This window comes from Devosia geojensis, from assembly GCF_000969415.1.
GTDB classification, from domain to species: domain Bacteria; phylum Pseudomonadota; class Alphaproteobacteria; order Rhizobiales; family Devosiaceae; genus Devosia; species Devosia geojensis.
This window is the reverse complement of sequence record NZ_JZEX01000127.1, coordinates 1-25916: the sequence shown is the minus strand read 5'-3', so window position 1 is coordinate 25916 and position 25916 is coordinate 1. Positions and strand designations below refer to the sequence as shown.

General features: G+C 67.6%; 28 protein-coding genes. 12 read left to right on the top strand and 16 right to left on the bottom strand.

The genetic code is table 11. The features are described from left to right. Positions 1-132: 132 nt before the first annotated feature. From VE25_RS15515 to VE25_RS15500, 4 genes are all read right to left on the bottom strand, one after another. Complete coding sequence (locus VE25_RS15515; RefSeq protein WP_046109558.1) at positions 133-540, bottom strand: (deoxy)nucleoside triphosphate pyrophosphohydrolase; 408 nt, start codon at positions 538-540, stop codon at positions 133-135. Next, positions 537-1286: a GNAT family N-acetyltransferase gene (locus VE25_RS15510; RefSeq protein WP_046109557.1), complete on the bottom strand. Its 750-nt coding sequence runs from the start codon at positions 1284-1286 to the stop codon at positions 537-539. The genes VE25_RS15515 and VE25_RS15510 overlap by 4 nt, the downstream gene beginning before the upstream one ends. A gap of 2 nt (positions 1287-1288) precedes the next feature. Next, entirely contained in the window at positions 1289-2524 is a 1236-nt protein-coding gene (gene argJ / locus VE25_RS15505; protein WP_046109556.1) for a bifunctional glutamate N-acetyltransferase/amino-acid acetyltransferase ArgJ, read from the bottom strand. 233 nt (positions 2525-2757) lie between these two features. After that, the gene (locus VE25_RS15500; protein ID WP_046109555.1) at positions 2758-3021 is read right to left on the bottom strand and encodes a putative antibiotic biosynthesis monooxygenase; all 264 of its coding nucleotides are present in this window, start codon (positions 3019-3021) and stop codon (positions 2758-2760) included. Positions 3022-3121: 100 nt separating this feature from the next. Between VE25_RS15500 and VE25_RS15495 the strand changes: the two genes are divergently transcribed. After that, positions 3122-3724 (top strand): TetR/AcrR family transcriptional regulator, encoded by a 603-nt coding sequence (locus VE25_RS15495; protein ID WP_046109554.1) that lies wholly within the window; start codon positions 3122-3124, stop codon positions 3722-3724. A gap of 234 nt (positions 3725-3958) precedes the next feature. Here the strand turns inward: VE25_RS15495 and VE25_RS15490 are convergent, their stop codons facing one another. Continuing rightward, the gene (locus tag VE25_RS15490) at positions 3959-4957 is read right to left on the bottom strand and encodes a peptidylprolyl isomerase (protein WP_046109553.1); all 999 of its coding nucleotides are present in this window, start codon (positions 4955-4957) and stop codon (positions 3959-3961) included. Positions 4958-5329: 372 nt separating this feature from the next. Here VE25_RS15490 and secA point away from each other — a divergent pair, with 372 nt between their 5' ends. After that, the gene (gene secA, locus VE25_RS15485; RefSeq protein ID WP_046109552.1) at positions 5330-8095 is read left to right on the top strand and encodes a preprotein translocase subunit SecA; all 2766 of its coding nucleotides are present in this window, start codon (positions 5330-5332) and stop codon (positions 8093-8095) included. A 241-nt stretch (positions 8096-8336) separates the two neighbouring features. Then, entirely contained in the window at positions 8337-8702 is a 366-nt protein-coding gene (locus VE25_RS22425; protein ID WP_342019155.1) for a type II toxin-antitoxin system Phd/YefM family antitoxin, read from the top strand. A 28-nt stretch (positions 8703-8730) separates the two neighbouring features. Here the strand turns inward: VE25_RS22425 and VE25_RS15480 are convergent, their stop codons facing one another. The 5 genes from VE25_RS15480 to VE25_RS15460 all read right to left on the bottom strand — a co-directional run bounded on the left by VE25_RS15480 (position 8731) and on the right by VE25_RS15460 (position 13076). Beyond that, positions 8731-9405 (bottom strand): hypothetical protein, encoded by a 675-nt coding sequence (locus tag VE25_RS15480; RefSeq protein ID WP_046109551.1) that lies wholly within the window; start codon positions 9403-9405, stop codon positions 8731-8733. A 97-nt stretch (positions 9406-9502) separates the two neighbouring features. Beyond that, positions 9503-10522: a L,D-transpeptidase family protein gene (locus VE25_RS23185; RefSeq protein WP_201776100.1), complete on the bottom strand. Its 1020-nt coding sequence runs from the start codon at positions 10520-10522 to the stop codon at positions 9503-9505. Between the two features lie 329 nt (positions 10523-10851). Next, a complete protein-coding gene (locus VE25_RS15470) occupies positions 10852-11808 on the bottom strand; it encodes an acetyl-CoA carboxylase carboxyltransferase subunit alpha (protein ID WP_046109550.1) in 957 nt (318 codons plus the stop codon). A 127-nt stretch (positions 11809-11935) separates the two neighbouring features. Next, entirely contained in the window at positions 11936-12889 is a 954-nt protein-coding gene (locus tag VE25_RS15465) for a site-specific tyrosine recombinase XerD (protein WP_046109549.1), read from the bottom strand. Further along, complete coding sequence (locus tag VE25_RS15460) at positions 12861-13076, bottom strand: histidine kinase (protein WP_244466951.1); 216 nt, start codon at positions 13074-13076, stop codon at positions 12861-12863. The genes VE25_RS15465 and VE25_RS15460 overlap by 29 nt, the downstream gene beginning before the upstream one ends. A 153-nt stretch (positions 13077-13229) precedes the next feature. Between VE25_RS15460 and VE25_RS15455 the strand changes: the two genes are divergently transcribed. From VE25_RS15455 to aroB, 3 genes are all read left to right on the top strand, one after another. Beyond that, positions 13230-13895 (top strand): class I SAM-dependent methyltransferase, encoded by a 666-nt coding sequence (locus tag VE25_RS15455; RefSeq protein ID WP_046109548.1) that lies wholly within the window; start codon positions 13230-13232, stop codon positions 13893-13895. A gap of 77 nt (positions 13896-13972) precedes the next feature. Beyond that, positions 13973-14587 (top strand): shikimate kinase, encoded by a 615-nt coding sequence (locus VE25_RS15450; RefSeq protein WP_244466950.1) that lies wholly within the window; start codon positions 13973-13975, stop codon positions 14585-14587. Then, complete coding sequence (gene aroB, locus VE25_RS15445) at positions 14577-15692, top strand: 3-dehydroquinate synthase (protein WP_046109546.1); 1116 nt, start codon at positions 14577-14579, stop codon at positions 15690-15692. Before VE25_RS15450 ends, aroB begins: the two co-directional genes overlap by 11 nt. A 5-nt stretch (positions 15693-15697) precedes the next feature. Here aroB and VE25_RS15440 read toward each other — a convergent pair whose 3' ends face one another. From VE25_RS15440 to VE25_RS15430, 3 genes are read right to left on the bottom strand one after another with little or no spacing between them, the layout of a single operon-like run. After that, positions 15698-15892 (bottom strand): hypothetical protein, encoded by a 195-nt coding sequence (locus tag VE25_RS15440; protein ID WP_046109545.1) that lies wholly within the window; start codon positions 15890-15892, stop codon positions 15698-15700. Then, the gene (locus VE25_RS15435; protein WP_046109544.1) at positions 15892-16650 is read right to left on the bottom strand and encodes an alpha/beta hydrolase family protein; all 759 of its coding nucleotides are present in this window, start codon (positions 16648-16650) and stop codon (positions 15892-15894) included. The genes VE25_RS15440 and VE25_RS15435 overlap by 1 nt, the downstream gene beginning before the upstream one ends. A gap of 3 nt (positions 16651-16653) precedes the next feature. Then, complete coding sequence (locus VE25_RS15430) at positions 16654-16944, bottom strand: BolA family protein (protein ID WP_046109543.1); 291 nt, start codon at positions 16942-16944, stop codon at positions 16654-16656. 56 nt (positions 16945-17000) lie between these two features. On the opposite strand from VE25_RS15430, the gene VE25_RS15425 reads away from it, so the two are divergent. From VE25_RS15425 to VE25_RS15405, 5 genes are all read left to right on the top strand, one after another. After that, the gene (locus tag VE25_RS15425; RefSeq protein WP_046109542.1) at positions 17001-17633 is read left to right on the top strand and encodes a DnaJ domain-containing protein; all 633 of its coding nucleotides are present in this window, start codon (positions 17001-17003) and stop codon (positions 17631-17633) included. 111 nt (positions 17634-17744) lie between these two features. Beyond that, the gene (gene cobS, locus VE25_RS15420; RefSeq protein WP_046109541.1) at positions 17745-18725 is read left to right on the top strand and encodes a cobaltochelatase subunit CobS; all 981 of its coding nucleotides are present in this window, start codon (positions 17745-17747) and stop codon (positions 18723-18725) included. 161 nt (positions 18726-18886) lie between these two features. Next, on the top strand, positions 18887-19630 hold the full coding sequence (locus tag VE25_RS15415; RefSeq protein ID WP_046109540.1) for a class I SAM-dependent methyltransferase: 744 nt from the start codon (positions 18887-18889) through the stop codon (positions 19628-19630). Between the two features lie 18 nt (positions 19631-19648). Continuing rightward, positions 19649-21535: a cobaltochelatase subunit CobT gene (cobT, locus tag VE25_RS15410; RefSeq protein ID WP_046109539.1), complete on the top strand. Its 1887-nt coding sequence runs from the start codon at positions 19649-19651 to the stop codon at positions 21533-21535. A gap of 5 nt (positions 21536-21540) precedes the next feature. Continuing rightward, the gene (locus VE25_RS15405; protein ID WP_244466952.1) at positions 21541-22533 is read left to right on the top strand and encodes an esterase-like activity of phytase family protein; all 993 of its coding nucleotides are present in this window, start codon (positions 21541-21543) and stop codon (positions 22531-22533) included. 4 nt (positions 22534-22537) lie between these two features. Here the strand turns inward: VE25_RS15405 and VE25_RS15400 are convergent, their stop codons facing one another. The 3 genes from VE25_RS15400 to rpmB all read right to left on the bottom strand — a co-directional run bounded on the left by VE25_RS15400 (position 22538) and on the right by rpmB (position 24493). After that, positions 22538-23227, bottom strand: coding sequence for a queuosine precursor transporter (locus tag VE25_RS15400; RefSeq protein ID WP_046109537.1), 690 nt, complete (start codon positions 23225-23227; stop codon positions 22538-22540). A gap of 134 nt (positions 23228-23361) precedes the next feature. After that, positions 23362-24096, bottom strand: a complete 735-nt coding sequence (locus VE25_RS15395; RefSeq protein WP_046109536.1) for a phosphotransferase enzyme family protein — start codon at positions 24094-24096, stop codon at positions 23362-23364. Positions 24097-24208: 112 nt separating this feature from the next. Then, positions 24209-24493 (bottom strand): 50S ribosomal protein L28, encoded by a 285-nt coding sequence (gene rpmB, locus VE25_RS15390; RefSeq protein ID WP_046109535.1) that lies wholly within the window; start codon positions 24491-24493, stop codon positions 24209-24211. Positions 24494-24730: 237 nt separating this feature from the next. Between rpmB and VE25_RS15385 the strand changes: the two genes are divergently transcribed. Next, on the top strand, positions 24731-25531 hold the full coding sequence (locus tag VE25_RS15385; protein WP_046109534.1) for a DUF3108 domain-containing protein: 801 nt from the start codon (positions 24731-24733) through the stop codon (positions 25529-25531). Positions 25532-25916 lie beyond the last annotated feature (385 nt).

The window sequence follows — 25916 nt, the reverse complement described above, 5'->3', positions numbered from 1 at the left end:
GGCGGCTCACCGACCCACCCCCACCCTCAATCCCTCCCTCAAGGGGGAGGGAGGCCGATCGTGCTCGTGGCAGGATTCAGCCCTTCGCCGGGATGACGGCCGGTGGGTGTGGCGCTTAAGTGCCCCGAAGCCCTACAACAAATCGCACAGCGCGGCGATCAGCGGCTCGTCGGCGGGCGGCATGGGGTAGTCGCGCAGCGCCTGCGGGCGGACCCATTTGAGGGCGGCGTGTTCGCGCGGTTCGGGATTGCCCTGCCATTTGCGGCAGGCATAGAGCGGCATCAGGAGATGGAAGCTCTCATAGGTGTGGCTGGCGAAGGTCACCGGGGCAAGGCACGCGGTCCTGGTCGAGACGCCGAGCTCCTCCTCGAGCTCGCGGATCAGCGCATCTTCCGGCGTCTCGCCGGGCTCGAGCTTGCCGCCGGGGAATTCCCAGAGGCCGGCGAGCTGCTTGCCCTGCGGCCGCTGGGCGATCAGCACGCGCCGGTCGGCATCGACGAGAGCGCAGGCGACGACGAGGAGGATGGGCTTGTCGCTCATGCGGCGTCTCCGGGGATGCGGTAGAGGTAGTCGTACTGGTGGGCGTAGCCGAGCGAGCGGTAAAGCGCCTTGCCGGCGTCGTTGTCGGCCTGGACGTTGAGCGCCGCGACGGTCGCCCCCTCGCGTTTGGCCCAGGCAAGGCCGGTGCGCATCATGGCCGCGCCGAGGCCCTGCCGCCGGCGGGCCTTGTGGGTGATGACGTTGCCGGTGACGACGATGCCGTCGCCGATGGCCATGAGGCCGGACGCGGCCGGCTGCCCCTCGCGGTAGACGACGATGCCGGCGGCCGGCACCGCCATGACGGACAGCAGCGCGCGCATGCGCGCCATCAGCTCGTCCGGATGGCCTTGCAGGGCCTGCTGGGCGGCGAGGAACTCGGGATCGAGCAGCGCGTAGAGTTTGCCCTCCGAATCCGCCTCGTGCTCGCCGAGCGGCATGGCGTAGAGATGACTGGCGTCGATCGTCCGCCAGCCGGCCGCATCGAGGGCGGCATTGAGCGCGGGACTGGCGAGGGGCGTGGTGCGCACCACCGGCGTAAGCCCGCGCTCCCGGAACCAGGCGGCGCCAGCCTCGAGCCGCGCCTCGGCGTCGGAGCCGTCGGCCGGATCGAAGCACTGCAGGGAATTGGCGCGCTTGGTGTAGCCGTTTGACGCGCGCCGCACCCAGGCGCCGTCCCACTCGACTTCGATGCCGGGCCAGGCTGCAAGGCCGGCACGCTCGAAGGTCAGGGCATCGGGCGGAACCATCGTCAGCTCCGGTAGTCGCCGTTGATGGTGATGTAGCCGTGGGTGAGGTCGCAGGTGTAGACCGTCGCCCGGCCCTCACCGAGCCCGAGGCCGACGGTCAGCTCCAGCTCCTCGCCTCTCATGTAGGCGCTGGTCGCCGCCTCGTCGTAGCTGCCGGCGCGCTCGCCGTCCCGGGCGACGAGAATGTCGCCGAAACGGATGGAGAGCTTATCGCGGTCGGCGGGCTCGCCGGCCTTGCCGACGGCCATGACGACGCGGCCCCAGTTGGCGTCCTCACCGGCGATGGCCGTCTTGACGAGCGGCGAGTCGGCGATGGACTTGGCGATGCGGAAGGCGCTCTCGTCGGAGACGGCGCCCTCGACGGTGACCGTCACCTGCTTGGTTGCTCCCTCGCCATCGCGCACCACCTGGATGGCGAGATCGAAGAGCACGTCGGCAAGCGCGGCGCCGACGATTTCGGCGCGCGGGTCGGCAATGTCGGTGATCGGCTCGATGCCGTCGGCCTTGCCCGTGGCGAAGGCGAGGAGGGTATCGGAGGTCGAGGTGTCGCTGTCGACGGTGATGGCATTGAAGCTCGTCTTCACGTGTCGGGCGAGCAGCGCCTGGAGGACCGGGGCGGCGAGAGGCGCGTCGGTGAAGACGAAGGAGAGCATGGTGGCCATGTCGGGGGCGATCATGCCCGAGCCCTTGGCGATGCCGGAAATGGAGACGGTGACCCCGTCGATCTCGGCGGTGGCGCCGGCGAGCTTGGGGAAGGTGTCGGTGGTCATGATCGCCCTGGCCGGCTCCATCCAGGGAGCATCGGCAAGGCGCGTGGCCATCTGATCGAGCACGCCGGCGAACTTGCCGGCATCGAGCGGCTCGCCGATGACGCCGGTCGAGGCGAGGAAGATTTCGGACGGGGCGCAACCCACCGCCTTGGCGGCGATGTCGGCGGTGAGCCTGACGCTTTCGCGGCCCTTGACCCCGGTGAAGGCGTTGGCGTTGCCCGAATTGACGACGAGGGCGCGCGCCGTGCCGGCGGAGAGGTTCTTCCGGCACCAGTCGACGGCGGCCGAGGAGCACTTGGAGCGGGTGAGGACGCCCGCGACTGTCGTCCCGGGCTCGAAGGAGACGAGCAGCACGTCGGTGCGGTTCTTGTACTTGATGCCCGCCTCGGCGGTGGCGAAGGAGACGCCGGCGATGGCGGCGAGCTCGGGATAGGACTTGGGCGCCAGGGGCGAGACGGGGTGGGCCATGAGAGCACCTTGAGGGACTTAAACCGGCCTCCGGTGTGCCTCAAAGCCCGCCCGTCCGCAAGGTCTGGAGGATCGTCGCCCGAAGAACAGTTTCAGAGTTCTTCCACCGGGTCATTCCCGCGAAGCGGGAACCTCCGTTTCCCTTTACCGGCTGCCGCAACCGAGGTCCCCGCTTTCGCGGGGATGACCCGTGGAGGGGGAGGGACGTCGAGTGCCCGATAGAGGCTTTGTCCCTACTCGGCCGGCTGCGCGCTCGGGCCCGAGGCGGGTGCGGAGCTGCGCCCGGCGATGAAGCCGCCGAACCGCTTCTGGATGAAGGGCATGAGGCCGAAGACGATGGAAAGGACCATCAGCGGCACCAGCACCAGGGTGCGCTGCCAGAGCTGCCAGCCGTCGGTCAGCGGAAAGATCGCATAGAGATAGAGCGTGATGAGGGGATAGACGCCGAGCACCAGGAGCAGGGCAAGGCGCAGGCGGGATGCAAGGGAGGGTTGCATGACGGGTCTCCAATAGGAACGGAACGTGTCGTTATATATCGAAACGACCCGTTTCGTTCAAGTGCTTTTGTTATGCGCATGGCTGCGCTATCTATGTCGCATGACTGAACCCGAAATCGACGAACGCCGCCGCTCGATCGGCGCGCGCCGCAACCCGGCGACGCAGGAGGCGATCCTCGACGCCGCCGAGGCGCTCCTCATCGAGGACGGGCCGGCGGCCTTTTCGATCGAAGCCGTCGCGCGGCGCGCCCGCGCCGGCAAGCCGACGATCTATCGCTGGTGGCCGAGTCGCGGCACGCTGCTGCTCGACATCTATCACCGCCAGAAGCCGGCGGTGATCCATGCCGACACCGGCGCCCTCGAGGAGGACGTGACGCTCTTCATCGAGCGGCTGATCGGTTATTGGCGCGGCGGAGCGGGCCAGGTCTTCCGCCAGATCGTCGCCGAGGCGCAGCGCGATGGGGCCACGGCGGAAAAGCTGCGCGAATACGCCGCCGCGCGGCGACACCAGACCGGCGCCCTCTTCGAGCGGGCGATCGCGCGCGGCGAGATCGCGCCCGACACCGATCCGCTGCTTGCCGCCGAAATGCTCTCCGCCTTCGCCTGGCACCGGCTGCTGACCGACCGGCTCGACCTCGACCGCGCGGAGGCGGCGCGGATCGCCCGGCAGGTGGTGCGGGGGCTGCAGATAAAGAAAAGCTAGAGGCTCCGCCCACGCGGTGTCATCCCGGCGAAAGCCGGGATCCAGTACACACCGACGTGGAAGCTCGTGCGCGGGAGCTGTTCAAACCCGTCATGGCAAAAGCATCAGCGGCGTCGTTTACTGGGTCCCGGCTTCCGCCGGGATGACATCGGAGAGTGGGGTAGCATCGGTGAACTACCGATCACCCCACCTACTCCTGCCCCCTGCCCTCAAGGGAGAGGGGAGCCGACGGCCCTACTGCTGCGCCGGCGCTTCCTCGGCCGGAGCCGCTTCGCCGGCGGCTTCCGCTTCGGCGCGGGCGGCGGCCTCGTCCTCGAGGGCCTGCTGGGCCTCGACGGCGGCGGCGAGGTCCGGATCGGGGATCTCGACGCTCGCCGCGTTCATCAGCTCATCGACCGTCTCGTCGAAGGCCTGCATCAGCACCTGCTGCTGGAGTTGCGGGCGGACCTGGTCGATCGAGGGTGGGCTCGCCTCGCGGCGCTCCTCGAGCTTGATGATGTGCCAGCCGAACTGCGACTGCACGGGATCGGAAACCTGGCCGACCTCGGTCAGCGCGAAGGCGGCGTTTTCGAACTCGCCCACCATCATGCCGCGGCGGAAGAATCCGAGGTCGCCGCCATTGGCCGCGCCCGGATCGATGGATTTCTCGCCGGCAACGGTGGCGAAATCGGCGCCGCCGTCGATCTCGGCCTTGACTTCATTGGCCTCTTCCTCGGTCTCGACGAGGATATGGCGGGCGCGGATCTCCTCCTGCGGCTCGAAGTCGGCGATGAACTGGTCATAGAGCGCCTGCACCGCTTCGGGCGTGACCTTCTGGGCGATGGTCTCGGCGAAGTAGTCGCGGCGCAGCGCCCGGTCCTCGAGATAGGCGAGGCGCTGCTGGAAGAGCGGGGTCTCGGCCATGCCCTGCTCGCGCGCGGCCCCGGCCATGACCTTCATGTCGATGAGGACGCGCAGGAGGAACGCGCGGCGCTCCTCGGCCGGCATCTGCTGCAGCTCCTGCGACAGGTCCTCGGCGGCGAACGTCAGGTCCGCCTCGGTGACCTCGACCCCGTTGACGGTGGCAACGACCGCGGCCGGATCGACCTGGGGCGCGGCTTCAGCCGCTTCGGCCGGCTGCTCCCCGGCGGGGGCGGCATCCTGCGCCAGGACAACCGGCGCGACGGCCGCTCCCATGAGCGCGATGGCCAGCGCGCCGGCGAGGGGCGCGAAACGCTTGTGAGCGATGAACATGAACTTCTCCTTGGCCGGCGCGGATGGGGCGCCGGAGACGACGGGCGGCCCTTGCCGGGCCGGCTCTCCTCAACAACGGCTTTCGGGGCCTGCGGGCCCGCTCAGGTCCTGCCCCTGTCACGACAACAGGGCCAAAATATGCCCGCCTGCCGCCTGGGCCGCGCTGGTGTGGCCCATTTCGGCGGCGTTGACAAGCCAGGGGCGCACTCTTACATCTTCGGCGCTTTTCGTAAGGCATGATCGGCCGGCGCCGCACCGCTTTCCGCCGAGGTCATGCAGCCATCCAAAGGGCCCTCCTTTGCCCGAGCGCCTCAAGGCCCGGACATTTCGGCCACGCCGAGCGCGGTGATAGATGAAAAAGGACAAGTTTTCATGGCTCTAGCAGCACTCGCCCGGGCGATCTTCGGGTCTTCGTCCGATCGCGTCGTCAAGAAGTTCGCCGGCAGGGTGCGCGAGATCAACGCCCTCGAGCCGGAACTGGAAAAACTGAGCGACGAGGAGCTGCGCGCAAGGACCGGTCAGTTCCGCGAGCAGCTCGCCAAGGGCGTGAAGCTCGAAGATTTGATCGTGCCGGCCTTCGCCACCGTGCGCGAGGCAAGTAAGCGCACGCTCGGCATGCGCCACTTCGACGTGCAGCTCATCGGCGGCATGGTCCTCAATGACCGCTCCATCGCCGAGATGCGCACCGGTGAAGGCAAGACGCTGGTCGCGACCCTCGCCGTCTACCTCAACGCGCTGACCGGCAAGGGCGTGCACGTGGTGACGGTCAACGACTACCTCGCCCGGCGCGACGCCGGCTGGATGGGCCGCATCTACGAATTCCTCGGCATGACCACCGGCATCATCGTCCACGGCCTTTCCGATGCCGAGCGCAAGGCCGCCTACGCCTGCGACATCACCTACGGCACCAACAACGAATACGGCTTCGACTATCTGCGCGACAACATGAAGTACGGTCGTGCCCAGATGGTCCAGCGCGGCCACGCCTACGCCATCGTCGACGAGGTGGACTCCATCCTCATCGACGAGGCGCGCACTCCGCTCATCATCTCGGGCCCGACCGAGGACCGCTCCGAGCTCTACCAGAAGATCGACGCGCTGATGCCCATCGTCGGCGAAGGCGACTTCGAGGTCGACGAGAAGCATCGCGCCGCCACCTTCACCGATCAGGGCATCGAGAAGCTCGAGGAGCGCCTCGCCGCCGACGGGCTCCTGAAGGGCGAGTCGCTCTACGACGTCGAGAACGTGGCGCTCGTCCACCATCTCAACTCGGCGCTGCGCGCCCACAAGCTCTTTTCCAGGGACAAGGACTACATCGTCCGCAACGACGAAGTGGTGATCATCGACGAGTTCACCGGCCGCATGATGCCGGGCCGGCGCTATTCGGAAGGGCTGCATCAGGCGCTCGAGGCCAAGGAACACGTCAAGATCCAGCCCGAGAACCAGACGCTGGCCTCGATCACCTTCCAGAACTACTTCCGCCTCTACCAAAAGCTCGCCGGCATGACCGGCACCGCGGCGACCGAGGCCGAGGAGTTCGGCGACATCTATGGGCTGGAGGTCGTGACGATCCCCACCAACCTGCCCGTCGCCCGCCTCGACGAGGACGACGCCATCTACCGCACGGCCGCCGAGAAGTTCGACGCCATCGCCGACCTCATCAAGGACTGCCAGGAGCGCGGCCAGCCCGTGCTCGTCGGCACCACCTCGATCGAGAAGTCCGAGATGCTGGCCGAGCTGCTGCGTAAAAAGAACGTCGGCGAGATGAAGGTGCTGAACGCGCGCTACCACGAGCAGGAGGCCCATATCGTGGCCGACGCCGGCGTGCCGGGCGCCATCACCATCGCCACCAACATGGCCGGCCGCGGCACCGACATCCAGCTGGGCGGCAACCTCGACATGCGCATCGAGCGCGAGACCGAGGGCCTCGAGGGCGAGGCGCGCGACAAGAAGATCGTGCAGATCAAGGAGCAGATCGCGCGCGACAAGGAAAAGGCGCTGGCCGCCGGCGGCCTCATGGTCATCGGCACCGAGCGCCACGAGAGCCGGCGCATCGACAACCAGCTGCGCGGCCGCTCCGGGCGCCAGGGCGACCCGGGCCATTCCAAGTTCTTCCTGTCCTTGCAAGACGACCTGATGCGCATCTTCCCGGTCGAGTCCATGGACACCATGCTCGCCCGCCTCGGCCTCGAGGAAGGCGAGAGCATCACCCATCCGTGGGTCACCAAGGCGATCGAACGCGCCCAGGGCAAGGTCGAGGCGCGCAACTTCGACATCCGCAAGAACATCCTCAAATACGACGACGTGATGAACGATCAGCGCAAGGCGATCTTCGAGCAGCGTCTGGAGTTCATGGACGCCGAGGACGTCAGCGACACGGTGCGCGACATGCGCCACGACGTGGTCGAGAGCATCGTCGCCAAGGCCATTCCGCCGCGTTCCTACCCCGAGCAGTGGGACGCCGAAGGGCTGGCGGCAGCGGCCAAGACCCACCTCAACCTGACCCTGCCGATAAAGGAATGGTTCGAGGAGGAGGGCATCGACCAGGAAATCGTCGAGGAGCGGCTGCGCCTGGCCTCCGACGAGTTCATGGCCGAAAAGGAAGCCCGCACCCTCAAGGCGATGGAAGAGTCCGGCCAGTCCAACCCGACCATCATGCGCCAGGTGGAAAAGCAGGTGCTGCTGCAGTCGATCGACAGCCTCTGGCGCGAGCACCTCGTCACCCTGGATCACCTCTCCAAGGTGGTCGGCTGGCGCGGCGTCGCCCAGCGCGATCCGCTCAACGAATACAAGCAAGAGGCCTACGAGCTCTTCCAGTCGCTGCTCGTCAGCCTCCACGAGCACGTGACGACCCAGCTCTCCTATATCGAGCTGCAGTTCCGCGCCCCGCCCCCGCCGCCGACCCCGGACCTCTCGAAGCTGCGCGAGGTGCATATCGATCCGCTGACCGGCGAGAACGAGCCGGACGAGGAAGCCCGCGCCGCAGCGCCGCAGCGCCTCGGGGCGGCGGCCGCCGGAGCAGGCGTCGCCGAGGCTCTGCGCCCCATCGACCCCAAGCTTCTCGTCGGCGTGCCCCGCAACGCCCCCTGCCCCTGCGGCTCGGGCAAGAAGTTCAAGCACTGCCACGGGGCGTACTAGACTCTGTCATGTTTTGACGGGAACAGGGGCATCCGGCCCCCTTTTCGGGGAGGACGGAAGGGGCTCGGCGCTGGGAGCGCGCAGGCGTTACCTGTAACGGACGTGATGCTTGTGCCACCGTCGTATTCACCCACCGACCGTCATCCCGGCGGAAGCCGGGACCCAACCCCGACGTTATCCACCTGCACTGAAGGAGCGCCCGCCCCGTTCACACACCTTGCGGCTGGTGCAGCATCTCAGGATGGGCCCCGACTTTCGTCGGGGTGACATCGCGGAGTGGACAAGACGGGAGAGGGATGGGATAGCGTTACCTGATGCGAGGGAGCGCAACCGCATGAACGTTTCCCTGACCAAGGCCAGAGCACATCTCAATGAACTCGTGCGCCGAGTCGAGGCAGGCGAAGAGATCGTGCTAACGCGGCGCGGACGTCCAGTCGTCCGCCTGGTTCCCGAGCCGTGGGAACCGACCCGGCCGATCCCAACCGCCGCGCAAAAGCGAGCTGTGATGGCTAGAATAGCCGGAAGAGCAGTTCAGCGCGGGAAAACCGGGCCGGACGCCGCCCGCAGCCAGGACTTCCTTTACGACGAAGATGGCCTACCCGGATGAGATGAGGCCGCATGGCGGCGCCGGCCGCTCAGCACGACACCCGCACTTCCCCATAACCCGACATCCCGTCGGCGTTGGCCGAAAGGACCGCGACGATGCAGCTCGTCTCCGGCAGGGCCATCGAGCCGCCGACGACGATGGGATCGCTGCCGGCAAAGACGACGGCGTTCTCGCCGACCTCCTCGATCTCGATCGCGCTCTGCGTGCCGCACACGGGATAGTTGTCGCCGGCGGTGACGAGGAAGCGTGTGTCGAGCGGCATGCAGTCGCCGGAGGCGGCAAGGGTCGAGGCGCTGTCGGCAGCCGATGCGGCGGGGGCTGCCGGCGCCGCCGGAGCCTGGCGCCAGCTCTCCTCGAGGATGGCGAGCCGGTTCTCGATCGCCTCGAGCGCGCCGGCATCCGTGGCCGGGGCCGCGGCGGGCGCCGGGCCGGCCGACGCCTGCTGGCGTCCGAACAGTTCGAGGCTCAGCTTGATCTGGGCGATGTCGGCGGCAAGGCCGCGCATGTCGCGCTGCGTCTCGGTATAGACCCATCCGGCCGCGGCAATGGCCGCGATCGCGACGAGCCCGACGACGAAGACGAAGAGGCGCGCCGAGAGCGGCAGGCGGGCGGGCGCCGGGGGCGGCGCCTCGGGTGGCGGCGCGCCGCGCGGCTCCGCGTCATCGTCCCGGCTGACGCCACCGATGGCCCACTGATCCTGCAAGCGATACGCCCTCCGCGCTCATGGGCCCCCGCGTTCCGAGCGGAACGCGGTCGGCGCCACCCTTGCTACCGGACTTTGCCGGAATGATGGTGAGCTTTCAGCCCCGGTTCAAGCGCGGCATAGGAAGCGGGGCGGGCTTGCCCGAGATGACCGGCACGATATCGGCGTCCTTGCCGCTCCCGAAGATGTTGCCGATGCCGCCGAAGAAACCGGTGACGGCCGTGTTGATCGCCTCGCCCCGCTGGGCGACCGCGATGCGCTCCGCCTCCGCCTTCTCGCGCCCGGCCAGGATATCGGCGACCTTCATCTCGTCGGCCTGCATCTTGGCGGTGAGCGCGGCCGAGCGGCTGATCGGCGGGCAGGGCCCGAGCGCATCGAGCGCCCCGTTCGCGCGCACGTTGAAGACATACTGGCGCTGGCAGACGTCCCAGGAGGGCGGCGTCTTCTCGATCTCGAAGAGGTCGTGACCTTCCTTGATGTTCTTCCAGAAGCCCATGTGCTGGCTGTCATGGTTGGCGGCAATGTTCTGCGCCGTCATCTTGAACGGGAAGATCTGCAGCTGGAAGCTCTGGTTGCCGCCCTTGAAGGTCTCGCGCGCCAGCGCATAGATCTCGGCAATGCCCGCATCCGTCATCGCATAGCACCCGCTCGACGAGCAGTCGCCGTGCACCATCAGGTTGGTGCCGGTGCGCCCGTAGGCCCGGTCGTATTTGTTGGGAAAGCCGGTGTTGAACGCCAGGTGGTAGTTGGACTTCGGGTTCATCAGGCCCGGGGTGATCGTGTAGAACCCCTCCGGCGCCTGCCGGTCGCCCTCGACGAACTTGGGGCCGATATCGCCCGAATAGGCGCAGATCTCATAGGTCTTCAACAGCCGGAACTGGCCGGTCGCCGTCTGGCGCTTCCACACCTCGAGCTGGCGCTCCTGCTTGAAGATGCGCACCAGCATCGCCTCGCCCGGCGCCGAGCCGATGCTCTTCAAGGCCGCGTGCATGGCGCCGGAAAGCGGCACGTTGTGACGGTTGTCGCCGGCGACGAACCCGCCGCAGGCCGCGAGCGACAGTGCAACCCAGATGAGGACCACCGCCGAGGAGATTTTGCGCAGAAGAGACGAATGCAAGGGAAAACCGGCCGGACAAGTTTCGAGTTTCTTTACCCTACTGCCCGGTTGGTTACGGGACCGTAATAACCCACGGTTAGCGGATGCTTAACACGGCCGGCGGAGGCCCGGAAGACGGGGCGCGCGGCTTCACGATGGCGTGAGGGAAGCCCCCTCATCCGTCTCGCGCTTTGCAAGCGCGATCCACCTTCTCCCACAAGGGGAGAAGGGAAGGCGCATAACTCGCACCTCCAGAACGCAATCGATCCCCGGCCGGAAGGCGGACAACAGGTCACCCCTCCCTTCTCCCCTTGTGGGAGAAGGTGGCGCGCAGCGCCGGATGAGGGGGTTCAGCCCAGGCTCTGCCCGATGGCGAGGAACTTCTCGCGCCGGTGCTCGCGCAGCTCGAGGCGCCCGTGGCCCTCGAAGTCCCTGAGGAACTGGGTGATGGCCTTGGCCGTGGCGTCCATCACCTCGACGGCGTGCCGGTGCGCGCCGCCCGCGGGTTCGGGGATGACGGCGTCGATGACGCCGAAGGAGAGAAGGTCGGGCGCGGTGATCTTCATGTTGTTGGCCGCGTCCTGCGCCTTGCCGGCGTCGCGCCAGAGGATCGAGGCGCCCGCTTCCGGCGAGATCACCGAATAGATGGCGTTCTCGAGCATCAGCACGCGGTTGGCCGTGGCGATGGCGATCGCCCCGCCCGAGCCGCCCTCGCCGATGATGATGGCAAGGTTGGGCACCCCGAGCTCGAGGCATTTTTCCGTCGAGCGGGCGATGGCCTCGGCCTGGCCGCGCTCCTCGGCCCCGATCCCGGGATAGGCGCCCGCCGTATCGACGAAGGAGATCAAGGGAATGTTGAAGCGGTCGGCCATGTCCATGATGCGCACGGCCTTGCGGTAGCCTTCCGGGCGCGCCATGCCGAAATTGTGCTTGAGGCGCGTCTCGGTGGAATTGCCCTTCTCCTGGCCGAGGATCGCGACCGGCTGCCCGTTGAAACGCGCAAAGCCGGCCTGGACGGCGGAATCCTCGGCGAACTTGCGGTCGCCGGCCAAGGGCGTCCATTCGGTCAGGAGAGCCTTGGCGTAGTCGGAAAAATGCGGGCGCTGCGGATGGCGCGCGACCTGCGTGCGCTGCCAGGGCGTCAGCTTGCGGTAGATGTCGGTGAGCGCTTCCTCGGCGCGGGCCGAGAGGCGCGAGACCTCCTCGTCGATCGAGACGGCCTGGTCGGTCGAGGCAAGGGACTTCAGCTCCGCGATCTTGCCCTCGAGGTCCGCGACCGGCTTTTCGAAATCGAGATAGGACTGCATTCCACCTGCCCGTTGGGGGACGTCATCTGGCGCTGCTAGAAGCGCTTTAAAGTGGCCGGAAAGTGGCGATCCGGCAACAGCAAGTCAAGGTTCGCGGTTAACGCGGGTGGGGAGAAAACGCTGCGCGTCAGCCGTCCGCGAGCGGATGGTGCGTCTCGACGAGCTCGCGCAGCTTCTCGTCGACGATGTGGGTGTAGATCTGCGTCGTGGCGATATCGGCATGGCCGAGCAGCGTCTGCACGACGCGCAAATCCGCCCCGCCGGCGAGCAGGTGGCTGGCGAACGCATGGCGCAGGACGTGCGGCGTGACCCGCTCGGGCGCGATTCCCGCGCGGCCGGCGAGCCCCTTGAGGTCGCGCCCGAAGATCTGGCGGGCAAGGTGCCCGTCCTCCCCGTTGGCGGGAAAGAGGTAGGCTCCGGGCGGGAGCGTTCCGACATAGGCGCGCACCGCGTCGCGCGCCCGGTCGTTGATCGGCACGATCCGCTGCTTGCCGCCCTTGCCGGTGATGGTCAGGAAACTCGCGTCCCGCATCACCGCCGCGCGCTTCAAGCCGACGAGCTCCGAAACGCGCATGCCCGTCGCATAGGCGAGCTCCAGCAGGACGTAGAGCCGTAGCGCCGCGCGCCGGCGGGCATCGGTGGCGTCCGGCGTATTGGCCTCCGCCTCGGCGAGGGCCAGCAGCTTGTCGACCTCCTGGTGCGAGAGCACCTTGGGCAGGTTGCGCCGCGCCTTGGGCGAGGAGACGATGCGGGTCGGATCGTCCCCCCTGATGCCGTCGGCGGCGAGGAACTTGTGGAACTGGCGCACCGCCGAGAGCCGGCGCGCGCTCGAGGAGGCGGCGAGCCCCTCGGCCTCGAGCGCGGCCAAGTACGCGGCCACCTCCTCGCGGCCGGCCAGCGAAAGCCGCGTGCCCTTGCGGGCGAGGAATCCGGCATAGTCGGTGAGGTCGCGCCGGTAGGCCTCGATGGTGTTGCGCGCCGCGCCCCGTTCGGCGCTCATCATTTCGAGGAACGCTTCGACGAGATGCAGCTCGCGCCCGCTCACAATGCTCTCACGGCCGGTTCGCGCCCTCGCCCACATTGGGGGCGAGGTCCGGCAGGCCCGCCGGCTCGTTCGTCGCCGGCTCGTTGAGCAGGTCGCGCGTCGGGATGCGCACGCGCACCTCCTTCTGTGTCGGCTCGACGAACGCGACCAGCGCCACCATGCCGCCATAGACGAGCCCGGCAATAAAGAGGAGCGCGATGATGAGGCGGATGAGGGTCGGCATGGCTCGCGTGCGGCTGGCTACTGGCTAAAAGTGCGGGCAATCTAGCAACGAAATGGTTTCCATCTCGTGAGGCGCCGACATTGGCGGGTGAAGGCGAAGGGATCAAGCCTGCTCGCTGGCGCGTGAGCGGGCGAAGGACTAGGGTCGCGCGCAATGGATAGACGCGCCTTCCCCGACCCTGCCGCCTTCATCGCCGCCAACCTGCCGCTGACGGAACTGCCGGACCTTGGCGGCATCCGGCTCCATGTCGCGCGCCCCGGCAGCCGGCTCTCGCGGCTCCTCGGCGAGGGCGGCGCCGGCGAGCCGCCGTACTGGGCCTATCCCTGGGCCGGCGGGCTGGTGCTGGCGCGATACCTTCTCGACCAGCCCGAAATCGTCGCGGGCAAGCGCGTGCTGGACCTCGGCGCAGGCTCCGGGCTCGTGGCCATCGCGGCTGTGAAGGCGGGCGCAAAAAGCGCGGTGGCCGCGGAGATCGACCGCAACGGGCTCGCCGCCATTCCCCTCAACGCGGCGGCGAACGGGATCACCATCGACGTGACGGGTAAAGACCTGACGCAGGGTGAACCGCCCGATGTCGACATCGTCCTCGTCGGCGACCTCTTCTACGCCCCCGACCTCGCGCAGCGCGTGACCGCCTTCCTCGACCGGTGCCTGGATGCGAAAATGGACGTGCTGGTCGGCGATCCGGAACGGGCCCACCTGCCCCACGCGCGGCTGCGGCGCATCGCCGAATATGAGGTGCCCGATTTCGGCAGTCCGCGGCCGACGGCCGCAAGCGCCGTCTTCGCCTTTACCCGCCCGGCCCCTGCCGCTGCTTGACAAGCCGCCGCCCGGCGGCTTGATACCGGCCATGAAAGATTTGCGAAAAACCGGAAGGCCGGCGCGCAGGTGACCGAGTGGCGAACGTGACACGCGGCAAGGAAGCGGAGCGGACAAGGCGCGCGGGCGAGTTGGCGCGCCTGCTCAATGGCCGCCCGCTGGTGCTGGTCGGCATGATGGGCGCCGGCAAGACGACCGTCGGCCGGCGCCTCGCCGCCCGGCTCGGCCGGCAATTCCTCGACAGCGACGAGGAGATCGAGAAAGCCGCGCAGATGACCATCCCCGAAATGTTCGAGGAACTGGGCGAGGCCGAGTTCCGCTCGGGCGAGACGCGGGTGATTGCGCGCATCCTCAAGGATGAGGATATCGTGCTGGCGACGGGCGGCGGCGCGTTCGTCAACGAGGAGACCCGGGCCCTCATCAAGTCGGTGGCGGTTTCGGTGTGGATCAAGGCCGATTTCGAGCTCTTGTTTTCGCGCGTCTCGCGCCGCTCCAACCGGCCGCTTCTGAAGACCGCCAACCCGCGCCAGACGCTCAAGGACCTGATAGAGGTGCGTTATCCCATCTACGGCCAGGCGGACGTGACCGTCGTCTCGCGCGACGTGCCGCACGACACGGTCGCGAGCGACCTCATCGAGGCGGTCGCCGCCCATCTTTCCAGCCAGAGCCAGGCGAGCGCCGATGTCCGCTGACCCCATCACTGTCCATGTGCCGCTGGGCGAACGCGCCTACGATATCCTCATCGGACCGCGCCTCCTCGACGAGGCGGGCGCGATCCTGAAAGGACGCTTTCCCGGCCGCCGCTTCGGCATCGTCACCGACGAGACGGTGGCCAAGGCGCAACTGCCGCGCCTCCTCGCCGCGCTCGACGCGGCGGGGATCGATCACAGCGAGATCGTGCTGCCGGCGGGCGAAGGCACCAAGTCCTGGGCGAACCTGCAGACCGTGGTCGAAGGCCTGCTCGCCGCCCGGCTCGAGCGGCGCGACCTCGTCATTGCGCTCGGCGGCGGCGTCATCGGCGACCTCGCCGGCTTTGCCGCCGCGATCGCCCGGCGCGGCATGGACTTCGTGCAGGTGCCGACGAGCCTCCTGGCGCAGGTCGATTCCTCGGTCGGCGGCAAGACCGGCATCAATTCCCCGCACGGCAAGAACCTCGTCGGCGCCTTCCACCAGCCAAGGCTGGTGCTCGCCGACCTCTCCGCGCTCGACACCCTCGCCCCCCGCCAGTTCGCGGCCGGCTACGCGGAAGTGGTCAAATACGGGCTCATCGACGACGAGGCCTATTTCTTCTGGCTCGAGGAAAACCGCGCCGAGATCTTTTCCGGCGGCCCGGCCCGCGCCGAGGCGATCGCCCGGGCATGCGCGGCCAAGACCCGGTTTGTCCTCGCCGACGAGAAGGAGACGGGCGTGCGCGCCCTCCTCAACCTCGGCCACACCTTCGGCCATGCGCTGGAGAAAGTAACCGGCTTTTCCGACCGGCTGCTGCACGGCGAGGGCGTTGCCATCGGCATGATGCTCGCCCACGCCTTCTCGGCAAAACTCGGCCTTGCGCCCTCGCAGGACACCGGCCGCATCGGCGCGCACCTCAAGGCCGCGGGCCTGCCGACCCGCCTTGCCGACATCCCCGGCGACCTCGCCCCGACCGACGCGCTGATGACCGCCATTGCCCAGGACAAGAAAGTCGAGCGCGGCGCGCTGACCTTCATCCTCACCCGCGGCATCGGTAGGGCGTTCATCGAGAAGAACGTCGAGCCGGGGAAGGTGGCAGAGTTTCTGGAGGAGATGCGGGGGGCTTGAGTCTCTCACTTCTCCCGGGACGATTTCCATCGCCGAAGCGTTTGGTTCGTCCTCCTCACAAGGTAACGTCTTAGCTCCTCGAAGCTCTCGAACTCCTTGTATCGCCCCGCCTCCATATCGTTGATACCGACCTGGATAGCCGCGCGTAGCGCTTCGACCTTGGCCTGATGCGCAGCATCAATATGCTGTTCGCCTGCCATCAACCCAGTTCCTCACCAAAGAACCCGATCAGCCGTTCATTGAGGTCATTCTGGCCGGCACTGTCAAACATGTGCCGCTGACCTTCGAAATAGTGCACCTGCGGCGCCCGCCCTGCCGCCAGCAGTCGGGCTTGCAGGCGCCGCGTCATTTCGACGGACCAGACGTCGTCCGCAATGCCATGGCTGAGGAAAATCGGCGCTGTGATCCTCTCCACAGCGATTTGCGTCGTTGGCTTCAACTCCTCCGAGGATCCGCGCCATGTCCATGCGCGCTCGGCCGCATCCCAACTCTGCCAGCCCGGATCGCCCTTGTCGCGCCAGCGTCGGGAGTCGAATGCGCCGCAGACGACATCGGGGGCCGCATGGGCGGCGATGGCGTCGGGTTGTCCATCCATTCGCTCGGCGGCCATCAGCGTTGCCACGAGCAAGGCATGCTCGGCGCCACGCGAGAATCCGAGAATACCGACCTTAGGACCGGCGTACTCGAAAGCACGCAGAGCCTTCAGGACTTGAACTGTCCGGTCCAGCGGCACATCTCTTATACTGCCAGCGTTCCAGGCATTCCCGTCTCGCGAATAGGAGAATGGAAATGCAAGGAAACCGTGGGCGGCAAGGAGCGTCGCGAACTGGTGGCTCCAGCCGGACCATCCACCTTCCGAGCCATGGAGAACAAGGATTGCCGCAAATGGTCCTTCACCAACCGGACCATAGGTGGTACCCCATTTGGGAAGCAATCGTCTGACGATCTTGAGGGTCACGGCTCACACCCGATCTCGCCCCCCGAACGGCCCGTCCGGCGGCAAAACCTCGATCGCGAGGGCGTGCACGCGGTCCTTCAGCTCGGCATCGAGCGTTTCCATCACCTCGCGGTGTTGCGCAACGCGGCTCGAACCCGCAAAATGGCGGGTCGCGATTCTGACACGGAAGTGGGTTTCCCCACCCTCGCGCCAGCCGGCGTGGCCGAAATGCTTCATCGACTCATCGATGACCTCGAGATGCTCGGGCTCGAAGCGCCGGTTAAGCTTTTCGACGATGATGTCGCGTACGGTCATGATAGGCCCGAATTCTGTTGTTTGGATTGAACGAAACCGGATTGTAACTAGGCGCTATGAAGCTCGAATCCAAGCTCTTCGATGCGATCCGCATCCGCCCCCGGCGCGAGGAGAAGCCGCGGGTGGAAACGCCCGCCTGCGCCTGGGAGGGCTGCGAGCAGCCCGGACTCTATCGCGCGCCCAAGGGCCACCGCGCCGAGGGCGAGTACCATCATTTCTGCCTCGAGCACGTGCGCCACTACAACACGGCCTTCAACTTCTTTGCCGGCATGAGCCGCGACGAGCTAGAGGAGGCGCTGCACGCCCCGCCCAAGGCCGAAACGCGTTCGAGCTTTGCCACCGGAGAGGCCAGCATGCGCTACTCGCGCACGGCCCGCACCGCCGGCATGCGCCCGGGCGAGCGCTTCGGCGACCCGTTCGGGGTCTTCGCGCGCTATCGCTGGCGGCAGGGCAAGACCGAGCCAAGCGAGCGTGCCGCCCGCCCGATGAACGAGCCGGACCGGCGCGCGCTCGAAACCCTCGGCTTCACCCGCTCGGCCAAGTCCGACGAGATCAAGGCCGCCTACAAGAGCCTGGTCAAGGTGCACCACCCCGACGCCAATGGCGGCGACAAGGCCTCCGAGGAGCGCCTGCGCGCCATCATCGCCGCCTATTCGCACCTGAAGAAAGCCGGGTTCGTCACCCGATAGGCCTGCCGCTTATCTTGCGCTTGGCGCTACCCCCTCCCCCGCAATGCTGCTATAGAGCGCGGCTGTATTGACCAAGACCCGCCGCCTTTTTCCTTTCAAGAGCCTGCCGATATGACTGAATTCGCCAACCTGCCGGACACCCAGTTCAAGGCCCGGGATCTCTTCGGCATCGACACCGACATGGTCGTGCCGGGCTATGCGACTCCCAGCGAGCACGTGCCGCCGGTCGATCCCGACTACCTCTTCGACCGCAACACCACGCTCGCCATTCTCGCCGGCTTCGCGTTCAACCGCCGCGTGATGGTGCAGGGCTACCACGGCACCGGCAAATCCACCCACGTCGAGCAGGTCGCGGCCCGCCTCAACTGGCCGCTCGTGCGCGTCAACCTCGACAGCCACGTCAGCCGTATCGACCTCGTCGGCAAGGACGCGATCGTCCTCAAGGACGGCCAGCAGGTGACCGAGTTCCGCGACGGGATCCTGCCCTGGGCGGTGCAGAACAACATCGCGCTCGTCTTCGACGAGTACGATGCGGGACGTCCGGACGTGATGTTCGTCATCCAGCGCGTGCTGGAGGTCGCCGGACGCCTGACGCTCCTCGACCAGAACCGCGTCATCACCCCGCACCCGGCGTTCCGCCTGTTCTCGACCACCAACACCATCGGTCTCGGCGACACCTCGGGCCTCTACCACGGCACGCAGCAGATCAACCAGGGCCAGATGGACCGCTGGAGCCTCGTCGTCACGCTCAACTACCTGGCGCACGACAAGGAAGTCGGAATTGTCCTGGCCAAGGCCAAGAGCTACGCGGCGACCGAGAAGGGCAAGAAGACCGTCTCCAACATGGTGCGCATGGCCGACCTCACCCGCTCGGCCTTCATCAACGGCGATCTCTCGACCGTGATGAGCCCGCGCACCGTCATCACCTGGGCCGAGAACGCCGAGATCTTCGGGGACATCGGCTTCGCCTTCCGCCTGACCTTCCTCAACAAGTGCGACGAGCTCGAGCGCCCGGTGGTGGCCGAGTTCTACCAGCGCGTCTTCGGGGAAGACCTGCCGGAAAGCTCCGCCAATCTGGCAGTGACGGCTTAGCAGCCAAAAAGCCCCCTCACCCGCCGCTCACGCGGCGACCTCTTCCCCGAAGGGAGAGGTGAGGCGGGCGGCGATGTCCCGGATACCTCTCCCTTGGGGGAGAGGTCGGCCCGCAGGGCCGGGTGAAGGGGCCTTGCCCAGCTTCAAAGGGTAGGTATTCCATGGCCCAGAACATCTACGACGATGAGACCTTCTTCGAAGGCTACAGCCAGTTTCCTCGCTCGCGCGAGGGGCTGGCCGGCGCGCCCGAATGGCCGGCGCTGAAGGCCATGCTGCCGCCGATCAGGGGCAGGAGCGTGCTTGACCTCGGCAGCGGGTTCGGTGCGTTCTGCCGCTGGGCGGTGGAGGAAGGCGCGTCCGAGGTCACCGGCGTCGACCTGTCGCGCAACATGATCGCGTCGGCCGAGGAACGCGGACCCGGCCTGCCGATCCGCTATGTCGAGGCGGACCTCGAGACCTATGAGCCGGAGGCGAACGCCTACGACCTCGTCTATTCCTCGCTTGCCGTCCATTACCTCGCCGATTTCGACGCCTTCTGCCGCAAGGTGCGCCGGTCGCTGGCATCCGATGGCCGCTTCGTCTTTTCCATGGAGCACCCGATCTTTGCCGCCCGCGCCGAGCCGGAATGGATGACCGACGCCAGCGGCAAGCGGGTCTTTGCCCTTTGCGACTATGCGCGCGAAGGCGAGCGGGTGACCAACTGGGTGGTCGAGGGGATCGTCAAATACCACCGCAAGCTTTCGAGCGTGGTGACGAGCCTCATCGCCGCCGGCTTTGCCGTCGACGCCATGGACGAGTGGAGCCCGAGCGAAGCCGACCTCGCCGCCCATCCCGGCCTTGCCGACGAAATCGTGCGGCCGATGCTGCTGCTTGTGGCAGCGCGTCCCGCGCCTGAAAACTCCTAAAGCCCCGGACCGCACAGCATGGCCCAGCCTCCGCGCAGCAAAGCCAACAAGCCCGACACCACCCAGGCGTTCAAGAGCGCCGTGGGCGCGACGGTGCGCGCGGTCGGCGGCAAGAGCGAGCTCGAGGTGTCGTTCACCGCCGACCGGCCGCTGCTGACCGGCGACAAGGCGCGGCTCGCCAACCTGCCGCGCCTGCCGACCCGGCGCGACATCGCGATCGCCCGCGGCCAGGGCGACGCCATGGCCATGCGTCTGGCGAGCCACGACCCCGAGACCCACCGCCGCCGCGCGCCCGCCGATCCGGAAGCGCGCGCCGCCTTCGATGCGCTCGAGCAGGCCCGCGTCGAGGCGCTGGGCTGCATCCGCATGCCCGGCATGACCGGCAATATCGGCGAGATGCTGGAGGACCGGCTCTTCCGCGCCAACATGGCCGAGATCTCCGACAAGGGCGACGCGCCCATCGCCGAGGCGCTGGGGCTGATGCTGCGCGAAAGGCTGGCGGGCGTGCCCGTACCGCCCTCCGGCCATGCGCTCGTCGATCTCTGGCGCAGCGAAGTCGAGGGCAAGGCGCAGGCTTCCCTCGAAACCCTCCTCACCCGCTTCGAGGACCAGGACGAGTTCGCCAGGGCCGCCAAGGCGCTGCTGCGCGACCTCAACCTCGTGCCCGACAGCGATTTCGACGACAACGAGGAGGGCGAGGACGGCGACAGCGACGACCAGCAGCCGGACCAGGCTCAGGGCTCGGACGAAGCCCCCGAGGAAGGCCAGGGCGAAAACGAGAGCCAGGACGCCGACCAGGACGATGCCTCGGGCGAAAGCCAGGAGACCGGCGACGTCGAGGGCATGGAAGCCGACATGGCCGATGTCGACGAGGACGCCGCCGCCGAGGCCGGCGAGGATGCCCCGATGCCCCCGCCCGCCAAGGACGGCGGCGAACGCGGCACCAACCAGTTCGTCTACAAGGTCTTCACCACCAAGTTCGACGAGGTGGTCAAGGCCAACGAGCTCTGCCCGCCCGACGAGCTCGACCAGCTGCGCGGCCTTCTCGACAAGCAGCTCGAGAACCTGGCGGGCGCCGTCGCGCGCCTCGCCAACAAGCTGCAGCGGCGCCTGATGGCCAAGCAGAACCGCTCGTGGACCTTCGACCTCGAGGAGGGCCTGCTCGATACCGCGCGGCTCACCCGCGTCATCATCGATCCCCTCGCCGCCCTTTCCTTCAAGGTAGAGAACGACACCGATTTCCGCGACACGGTGGTGACGCTCCTCATCGACAATTCCGGCTCCATGCGCGGGCGCCCGATCACCATCGCCGCCATCTGCGGCGACATCCTCGCGCGCACGCTGGAGCGCTGCGGCGTCAAGGTCGAGATCCTCGGCTTCACCACCCGCGCCTGGAAGGGCGGCAAGAGCCGCGAGGCTTGGCTCGAGGCCAACCGCCCGGCCAACCCCGGCCGCGTCAACGACATCCGCCACATCATCTACAAGGCCGCCGACGAGCCGTGGCGCCACGCCCGGCGCAACCTCGGCCTGATGATGCGCGAGGGGCTCCTCAAGGAGAACATCGACGGCGAGGCGCTGCAGTGGGCCGAAAAGCGCCTGATGGCCAGGCCCGAGAACCGGCGCATCCTGATGGTCATCTCCGACGGCGCGCCGGTCGACGACTCGACCCAGTCGGTCAACGCCGGCAACTACCTCGAGGCGCACCTGCGCCAGGTGATCGAGGAGATCGAGACGCGCTCGCCCATCGAGCTCGTCGCGGTCGGCATCGGCCACGACGTGACGCGCTACTACCGGCGCGCGGTGACGCTCCTCGACGCCGAGGAACTGGCCGGGGCGCTGACCGACGAGCTTGCCGCCCTCTTCGACGAGCCGCCCCCTGGCTACGGCCGCCGGAGCCGGCTTTGACGGCGATGCGGGGATGGCCGCTCGCCGGCCTTCTCCTCGCGACCATCGCCGTCGGCGGCGCTGAGGCGGTCGAGATCCCGGTGCAGTCGCGCCAGATCGTCACCTTCCAGGGGGCTTCGCCCGGTGAACGCGTCGGCGGCCTCACCTGGCGCGGCGGCATCGAGATGGACAGCCCCGACGACGCCTTCGGCGGCTTTTCCGGCGTCGCCTTCGTCAGTCCCGACCAGCATCTCGTCCTGGTCTCCGACCGTGGCCGGTTCGCCTCCGGCCGGCTCGTCTACGACGATGCCGACCGGCCGCTGGCCCTCACCGGCGTCGAGATCGAACCCATCCGCAACTCCAAGGGCGAGCCGCTGCCCAACCGTTTCTCGAGCGACGCCGAGGCCCTCGACGTCATCCATCGCGACGGGGAGGCGGTGGGCGTGCGCGTCGGCTTCGAGAACCTGACGCGCGTCGCCGATTTCGCCCTGACCAACGGCAGGCCGGGGGGCGCGGCGCGCGAGGTGCCGATCCCCGACTGGCTCTCGCAGCGGCGCACCAACCGGTCGATCGAATCTGTCTGCATCGCCCCGCCCGCCTCGCCCATCGCCGGCTCGACGCTGATCCTGACCGAAGGCGTCTACGACGATGCCGGCGACCATGCCGGATGGCTCCTCGGCAACCGCGACCGGGGTCCGGTTTCCTATCGCGGATCGTCCGGGCTCTACCCCACCGACTGCGTGTTCCTGCCCGACGGGGACCTGCTGGTGCTCGAGCGCGGCACGGCGATGCTGAGCTTCATCATGGCGCTCATCCGCGTGCCGGCGGGGGAGGTGCGCCCGGACAACACCATGCGCGGCGAGGAGCTGCTGCGCGTCGTCGGCGGCGACATCGACAACATGGAGGGCATCGCCGTCCATGAGACGCCCGGCGGCGAGACCCGCATCGTCCTCGTCTCGGACGACAATTTCAGCACCTGGCAGCGCAACATCCTGCTGGAATTCGCGCTGCCACGCTGAGTTGTCAGACCGCGCGCAGGCCCAGCGGCGGCAGGGGCATGATCCTGCCCATCAGCACGCGATAGGGCGCAAGAAGCACCAGCGCGGCCAGGAACTTGACCATGAAATCGCCCGAGGCCAGCGAGAACCAGAGCGGCACTTCGGGACCGACGCCGAGCCAGGGCGCGGGAAAGCCGAGCGACCCGTCCGCGAGCCCGAAGGCCGCATCGATGCCGGCGAGCGCCGGCGCGAAGGCGATCGAAAAGAAGATGGTGGTATCGATCAGCGAGCCGAAGAGCGAGCCCGCCAGCGGCGGCAGGTACCAGGCCCGGCTGGCGCGCAGGCGCGAGAAGATGGCGATATCGAGCAACTGGCCGATGACGAACGCCGTGACCGAAGCCAGCGCGATGCGCTGCGTGGTGGCGGGGCCGCCCTCGGGGTTCCAGGGCAACGGGTTGTAGCTGAGGTACAGCGAGACCGCGAGACCCACGGCAAAACCCACCAGCACCACGAGCCGCGCATTGCGCGGGCCGTCATAGCGGTTGGTGAGGTCGGTGATGAGGAAGGCGAACGGGAACGTGAAGGCGCCCCAGGTGAGGAGATCGGCAAGGTTGATCGAGCCGAGACGGGCCTGCAGCGGATAGAGAACCAGGACATTGGACGCAGCGACCACGACCACCATGGCGGCGACCGCCGCTAGGAAACGAGCAAGCATCAGAATGCACCTCTAGTAAGCCGCTGGCCGGCATCGGACCGGGGCGGAGTTGGACGCGGGTGTTCCGCGGTTGCAGGGGAATACTACCCTGCCGGCCTTCCCACAAGAGGAATGCGCCCGTTTCGCGCCGCCGCTCAGACCGCCCGGACTTCGGCGAGGCGCCTCACCGCATAATCGTCCTTCCAGCAGACGGCGGCTTCCCACGCGGCCGATGCCTGCGCGGCGGTGTCGTATGCCTCGCCCTCGAGACCGGCGGCGTTGTGCGGCAGCACCAGGTCGAGGTCGGGGACGTCGACATGCGCTTCATCCCAGTCGATCAGCGCGATCCCGTCTGCGCTCACGCGGATGTTGCCGGGATTGCCGGGGTTGCCGTGGACGACGCAGGTTTGACGTCCGGCGATCCGCGCCCACGCGGCCCGGCACCGCGCGACCCCCTCGGGCGGCATGGCGTTAAGGTCGATCCGCGTCCCGGTCTCGGCGTGGAGGAGGTCGGTCGACGACCGCCAGCCCGGACGCTGCGGCCAGCCCTGCGTCAACCGGTGCACTTCACGCAGCGTATCTGCGACGCGCCGCCAGTCGGCCTGCGTCTCGGGCGGTCCGCCCGCCATGTATTCCATCACCACCAGGCCGTCCGCGAACAGCCGGCCGTCCCTCGTCGGAATCGATACCGGCACGGTCAGGCCTTGACGGTCGAGATGCTGGAGGACCCCGGTCTCCCATGCGAGATCAGCGTCGCTCCTCCGGCCCAGGCGAGCGACCGCGAGCCGCCCGCCGATGCGCACGCTCCACACATCGTTGGCAACGCCGCCGGCGAGCCGTTCGATGCGAACGACGTCTTCACCCCACTGTGCGAGTGCGTCCCATCCCATTGGCGACATCCCGTTGCTGCACGGCTTCCGGTGTACCGCGGGTTCGGCTTCAAAACAAAAAACCGCGCGGCCCATGGGACCGCGCGGTCGAAATCTGCCGTATCCGCTTCTTTTAGGAAGCGAGAACTGCGCGCACTTCCTTCTTGATGCCGAGGGCGAGCGGGGAAAGGTCCGCATCGTCCTGCTTCAGGAGGAACGCGTCGAGCCCGCCGCGATGCTCGACCGAGCGCAGCGCGGCGGCCGAGACGCGCAGCTTGACCGGACGGTTGAGCGCGTCGGAAAGAAGGGTCACGTTGACGAGGTTGGGCAGAAACCGACGACGGGTCTTGTTGACCGCGTGGCTGACGGTGTTGCCGGTCATAACGCCCTTGCCGGTCAGTTCGCAGCGCCGTGCCATTTGGTGGTGTCCTTGTTCTAGCAAAACGGCCCTGCCGGCGGGGTGAGCCCCGCAGCGGGCCGAAGGTGTCCTTGAAATCTGGCGGGTAGATAAAGAAAAGCGCGTGTCCCGTCAAGCGCGCTGCCGTTTTCGCGCATGCCCGCCGGCTTGTAAATGCCGCTTTCTGCCGTAACCTCGTCGAAAAGGCTGATTCGCGCACCCGTTGCGCGCTGCCTGCGCCAAAGAGAGTCCGACGCCTTGTTCAAGCGCTTGCCCACCAGCCGCCGCCTCGCCCGCAGCCTCTTGAGCCTCGGGTTCCTCACCCTGGCCGCCGGGGCGGCGCTTGCCCAGGTCGATGCGCGGGCGAGCTACGTGATCACGCTCGGCGGCATCAACATCGCCAATGTCGAGGTGGGCCTCACCGACGACGGGCGCCGCTACAATCTCGATCTTTCGGCGAGCGTCGCCGGGCTCGGCAACCTGGTCACCAGCGGCACGGCCAGCGCCAGCTCGAGCGGGCAGGCGACAGCCCCGGCCCTCACCGCCGAGGAGTTCGACCTCGAAACCCGCGCCGGCGGCGAAGAGTTCAACATCGACATCTCCTATCGCGGCCGCAACGTCTCGGCCTTCCGCGTCAACCCGCCCGTCGACGACTTCGAGCGCGTGCCGATCGAGCGCAGCCACCTGACCGGTGTCAACGACATGATGGCCGCCTTCCTCGTCAAGGGCGGCGCGCTCGGCCCGGACGTGTGCCAGCGCCGCATGCGCATCTTCACCGGCCTCGAGCGGTTCGACCTTTCCATGTCGTTCGGCGCGACCGACGAGGCCACGTCCCCGCGCACCGGCTACCAGGGCCCGGTGGTGCTCTGCACGCTGCGCTATACGCCCATTTCCGGGCACTTCACCAATTCCGACATCACGACCTACCTCGCCGAGGAGAGCCGCATCCTCCTCTGGTACGCGCCCTTGGGCGAGACCGGCTACTTCATCCCCTACCGCGCGGTCGTGGGCACCAATGCCGGGGACCTCTCCATGGTGCTGACCGGCCTGCGGTTCTAACCATCCTTTCAGGCACGCCGATTCTCCGCCCGGACGCTGGTCCTGCGGTTCTTGTCCTTTCGGACACACGAATGCGGGGCGGCTTTCGCCTCCTTGATAATTTTAGATGGGAGGCAATCGCCGCCCCACACGCCGGGATTTGTGAGCCGTACACGAAGCATGCGGATGCTGATGATCCGCCGGTCCGTAACAGACACCCTGCCCGCCGGCGACCCGGCTGCCCCAACGCCCCCGCCCGACATCTCGTCCATGCCGCGTGTGCAACGGCGGGGTGCGAGAGGAAGTATGGGGCAGGTACGAGGGTGCGGGGATAAGTTTTTATACTCGCAGCAGATCAATGGGTTGGGCGCTGGCTCCCCTCCCCCTTGAGGGGAGGGGTCGGGGG

Bases quoted from the DNA above. Each gene is read 5' to 3' on its own strand.
- VE25_RS15515 (WP_046109558.1), bottom strand. From the start codon at position 540: ATGAGCGACAAGCCCATCCTCCTCGTCGTCGCCTGCGCTCTCGTCGAT.
- VE25_RS15510 (WP_046109557.1), bottom strand. From the start codon at position 1,286: ATGGTTCCGCCCGATGCCCTGACCTTCGAGCGTGCCGGCCTTGCAGCC.
- argJ (WP_046109556.1), bottom strand. From the start codon at position 2,524: ATGGCCCACCCCGTCTCGCCCCTGGCGCCCAAGTCCTATCCCGAGCTC.
- VE25_RS15500 (WP_046109555.1), bottom strand. From the start codon at position 3,021: ATGCAACCCTCCCTTGCATCCCGCCTGCGCCTTGCCCTGCTCCTGGTG.
- VE25_RS15495 (WP_046109554.1), top strand. From the start codon at position 3,122: ATGACTGAACCCGAAATCGACGAACGCCGCCGCTCGATCGGCGCGCGC.
- VE25_RS15490 (WP_046109553.1), bottom strand. From the start codon at position 4,957: ATGTTCATCGCTCACAAGCGTTTCGCGCCCCTCGCCGGCGCGCTGGCC.
- secA (WP_046109552.1), top strand. From the start codon at position 5,330: ATGGCTCTAGCAGCACTCGCCCGGGCGATCTTCGGGTCTTCGTCCGAT.
- VE25_RS22425 (WP_342019155.1), top strand. From the start codon at position 8,337: ATGGGCCCCGACTTTCGTCGGGGTGACATCGCGGAGTGGACAAGACGG.
- VE25_RS15470 (WP_046109550.1), bottom strand. From the start codon at position 11,808: ATGCAGTCCTATCTCGATTTCGAAAAGCCGGTCGCGGACCTCGAGGGC.
- VE25_RS15465 (WP_046109549.1), bottom strand. From the start codon at position 12,889: ATGTGGGCGAGGGCGCGAACCGGCCGTGAGAGCATTGTGAGCGGGCGC.
- VE25_RS15460 (WP_244466951.1), bottom strand. From the start codon at position 13,076: ATGCCGACCCTCATCCGCCTCATCATCGCGCTCCTCTTTATTGCCGGG.
- VE25_RS15455 (WP_046109548.1), top strand. From the start codon at position 13,230: ATGGATAGACGCGCCTTCCCCGACCCTGCCGCCTTCATCGCCGCCAAC.
- aroB (WP_046109546.1), top strand. From the start codon at position 14,577: ATGTCCGCTGACCCCATCACTGTCCATGTGCCGCTGGGCGAACGCGCC.
- VE25_RS15440 (WP_046109545.1), bottom strand. From the start codon at position 15,892: ATGGCAGGCGAACAGCATATTGATGCTGCGCATCAGGCCAAGGTCGAA.
- VE25_RS15430 (WP_046109543.1), bottom strand. From the start codon at position 16,944: ATGACCGTACGCGACATCATCGTCGAAAAGCTTAACCGGCGCTTCGAG.
- VE25_RS15425 (WP_046109542.1), top strand. From the start codon at position 17,001: ATGAAGCTCGAATCCAAGCTCTTCGATGCGATCCGCATCCGCCCCCGG.
- cobS (WP_046109541.1), top strand. From the start codon at position 17,745: ATGACTGAATTCGCCAACCTGCCGGACACCCAGTTCAAGGCCCGGGAT.
- VE25_RS15415 (WP_046109540.1), top strand. From the start codon at position 18,887: ATGGCCCAGAACATCTACGACGATGAGACCTTCTTCGAAGGCTACAGC.
- cobT (WP_046109539.1), top strand. From the start codon at position 19,649: ATGGCCCAGCCTCCGCGCAGCAAAGCCAACAAGCCCGACACCACCCAG.
- VE25_RS15405 (WP_244466952.1), top strand. From the start codon at position 21,541: ATGCGGGGATGGCCGCTCGCCGGCCTTCTCCTCGCGACCATCGCCGTC.
- VE25_RS15400 (WP_046109537.1), bottom strand. From the start codon at position 23,227: ATGCTTGCTCGTTTCCTAGCGGCGGTCGCCGCCATGGTGGTCGTGGTC.
- VE25_RS15395 (WP_046109536.1), bottom strand. From the start codon at position 24,096: ATGGGATGGGACGCACTCGCACAGTGGGGTGAAGACGTCGTTCGCATC.
- rpmB (WP_046109535.1), bottom strand. From the start codon at position 24,493: ATGGCACGGCGCTGCGAACTGACCGGCAAGGGCGTTATGACCGGCAAC.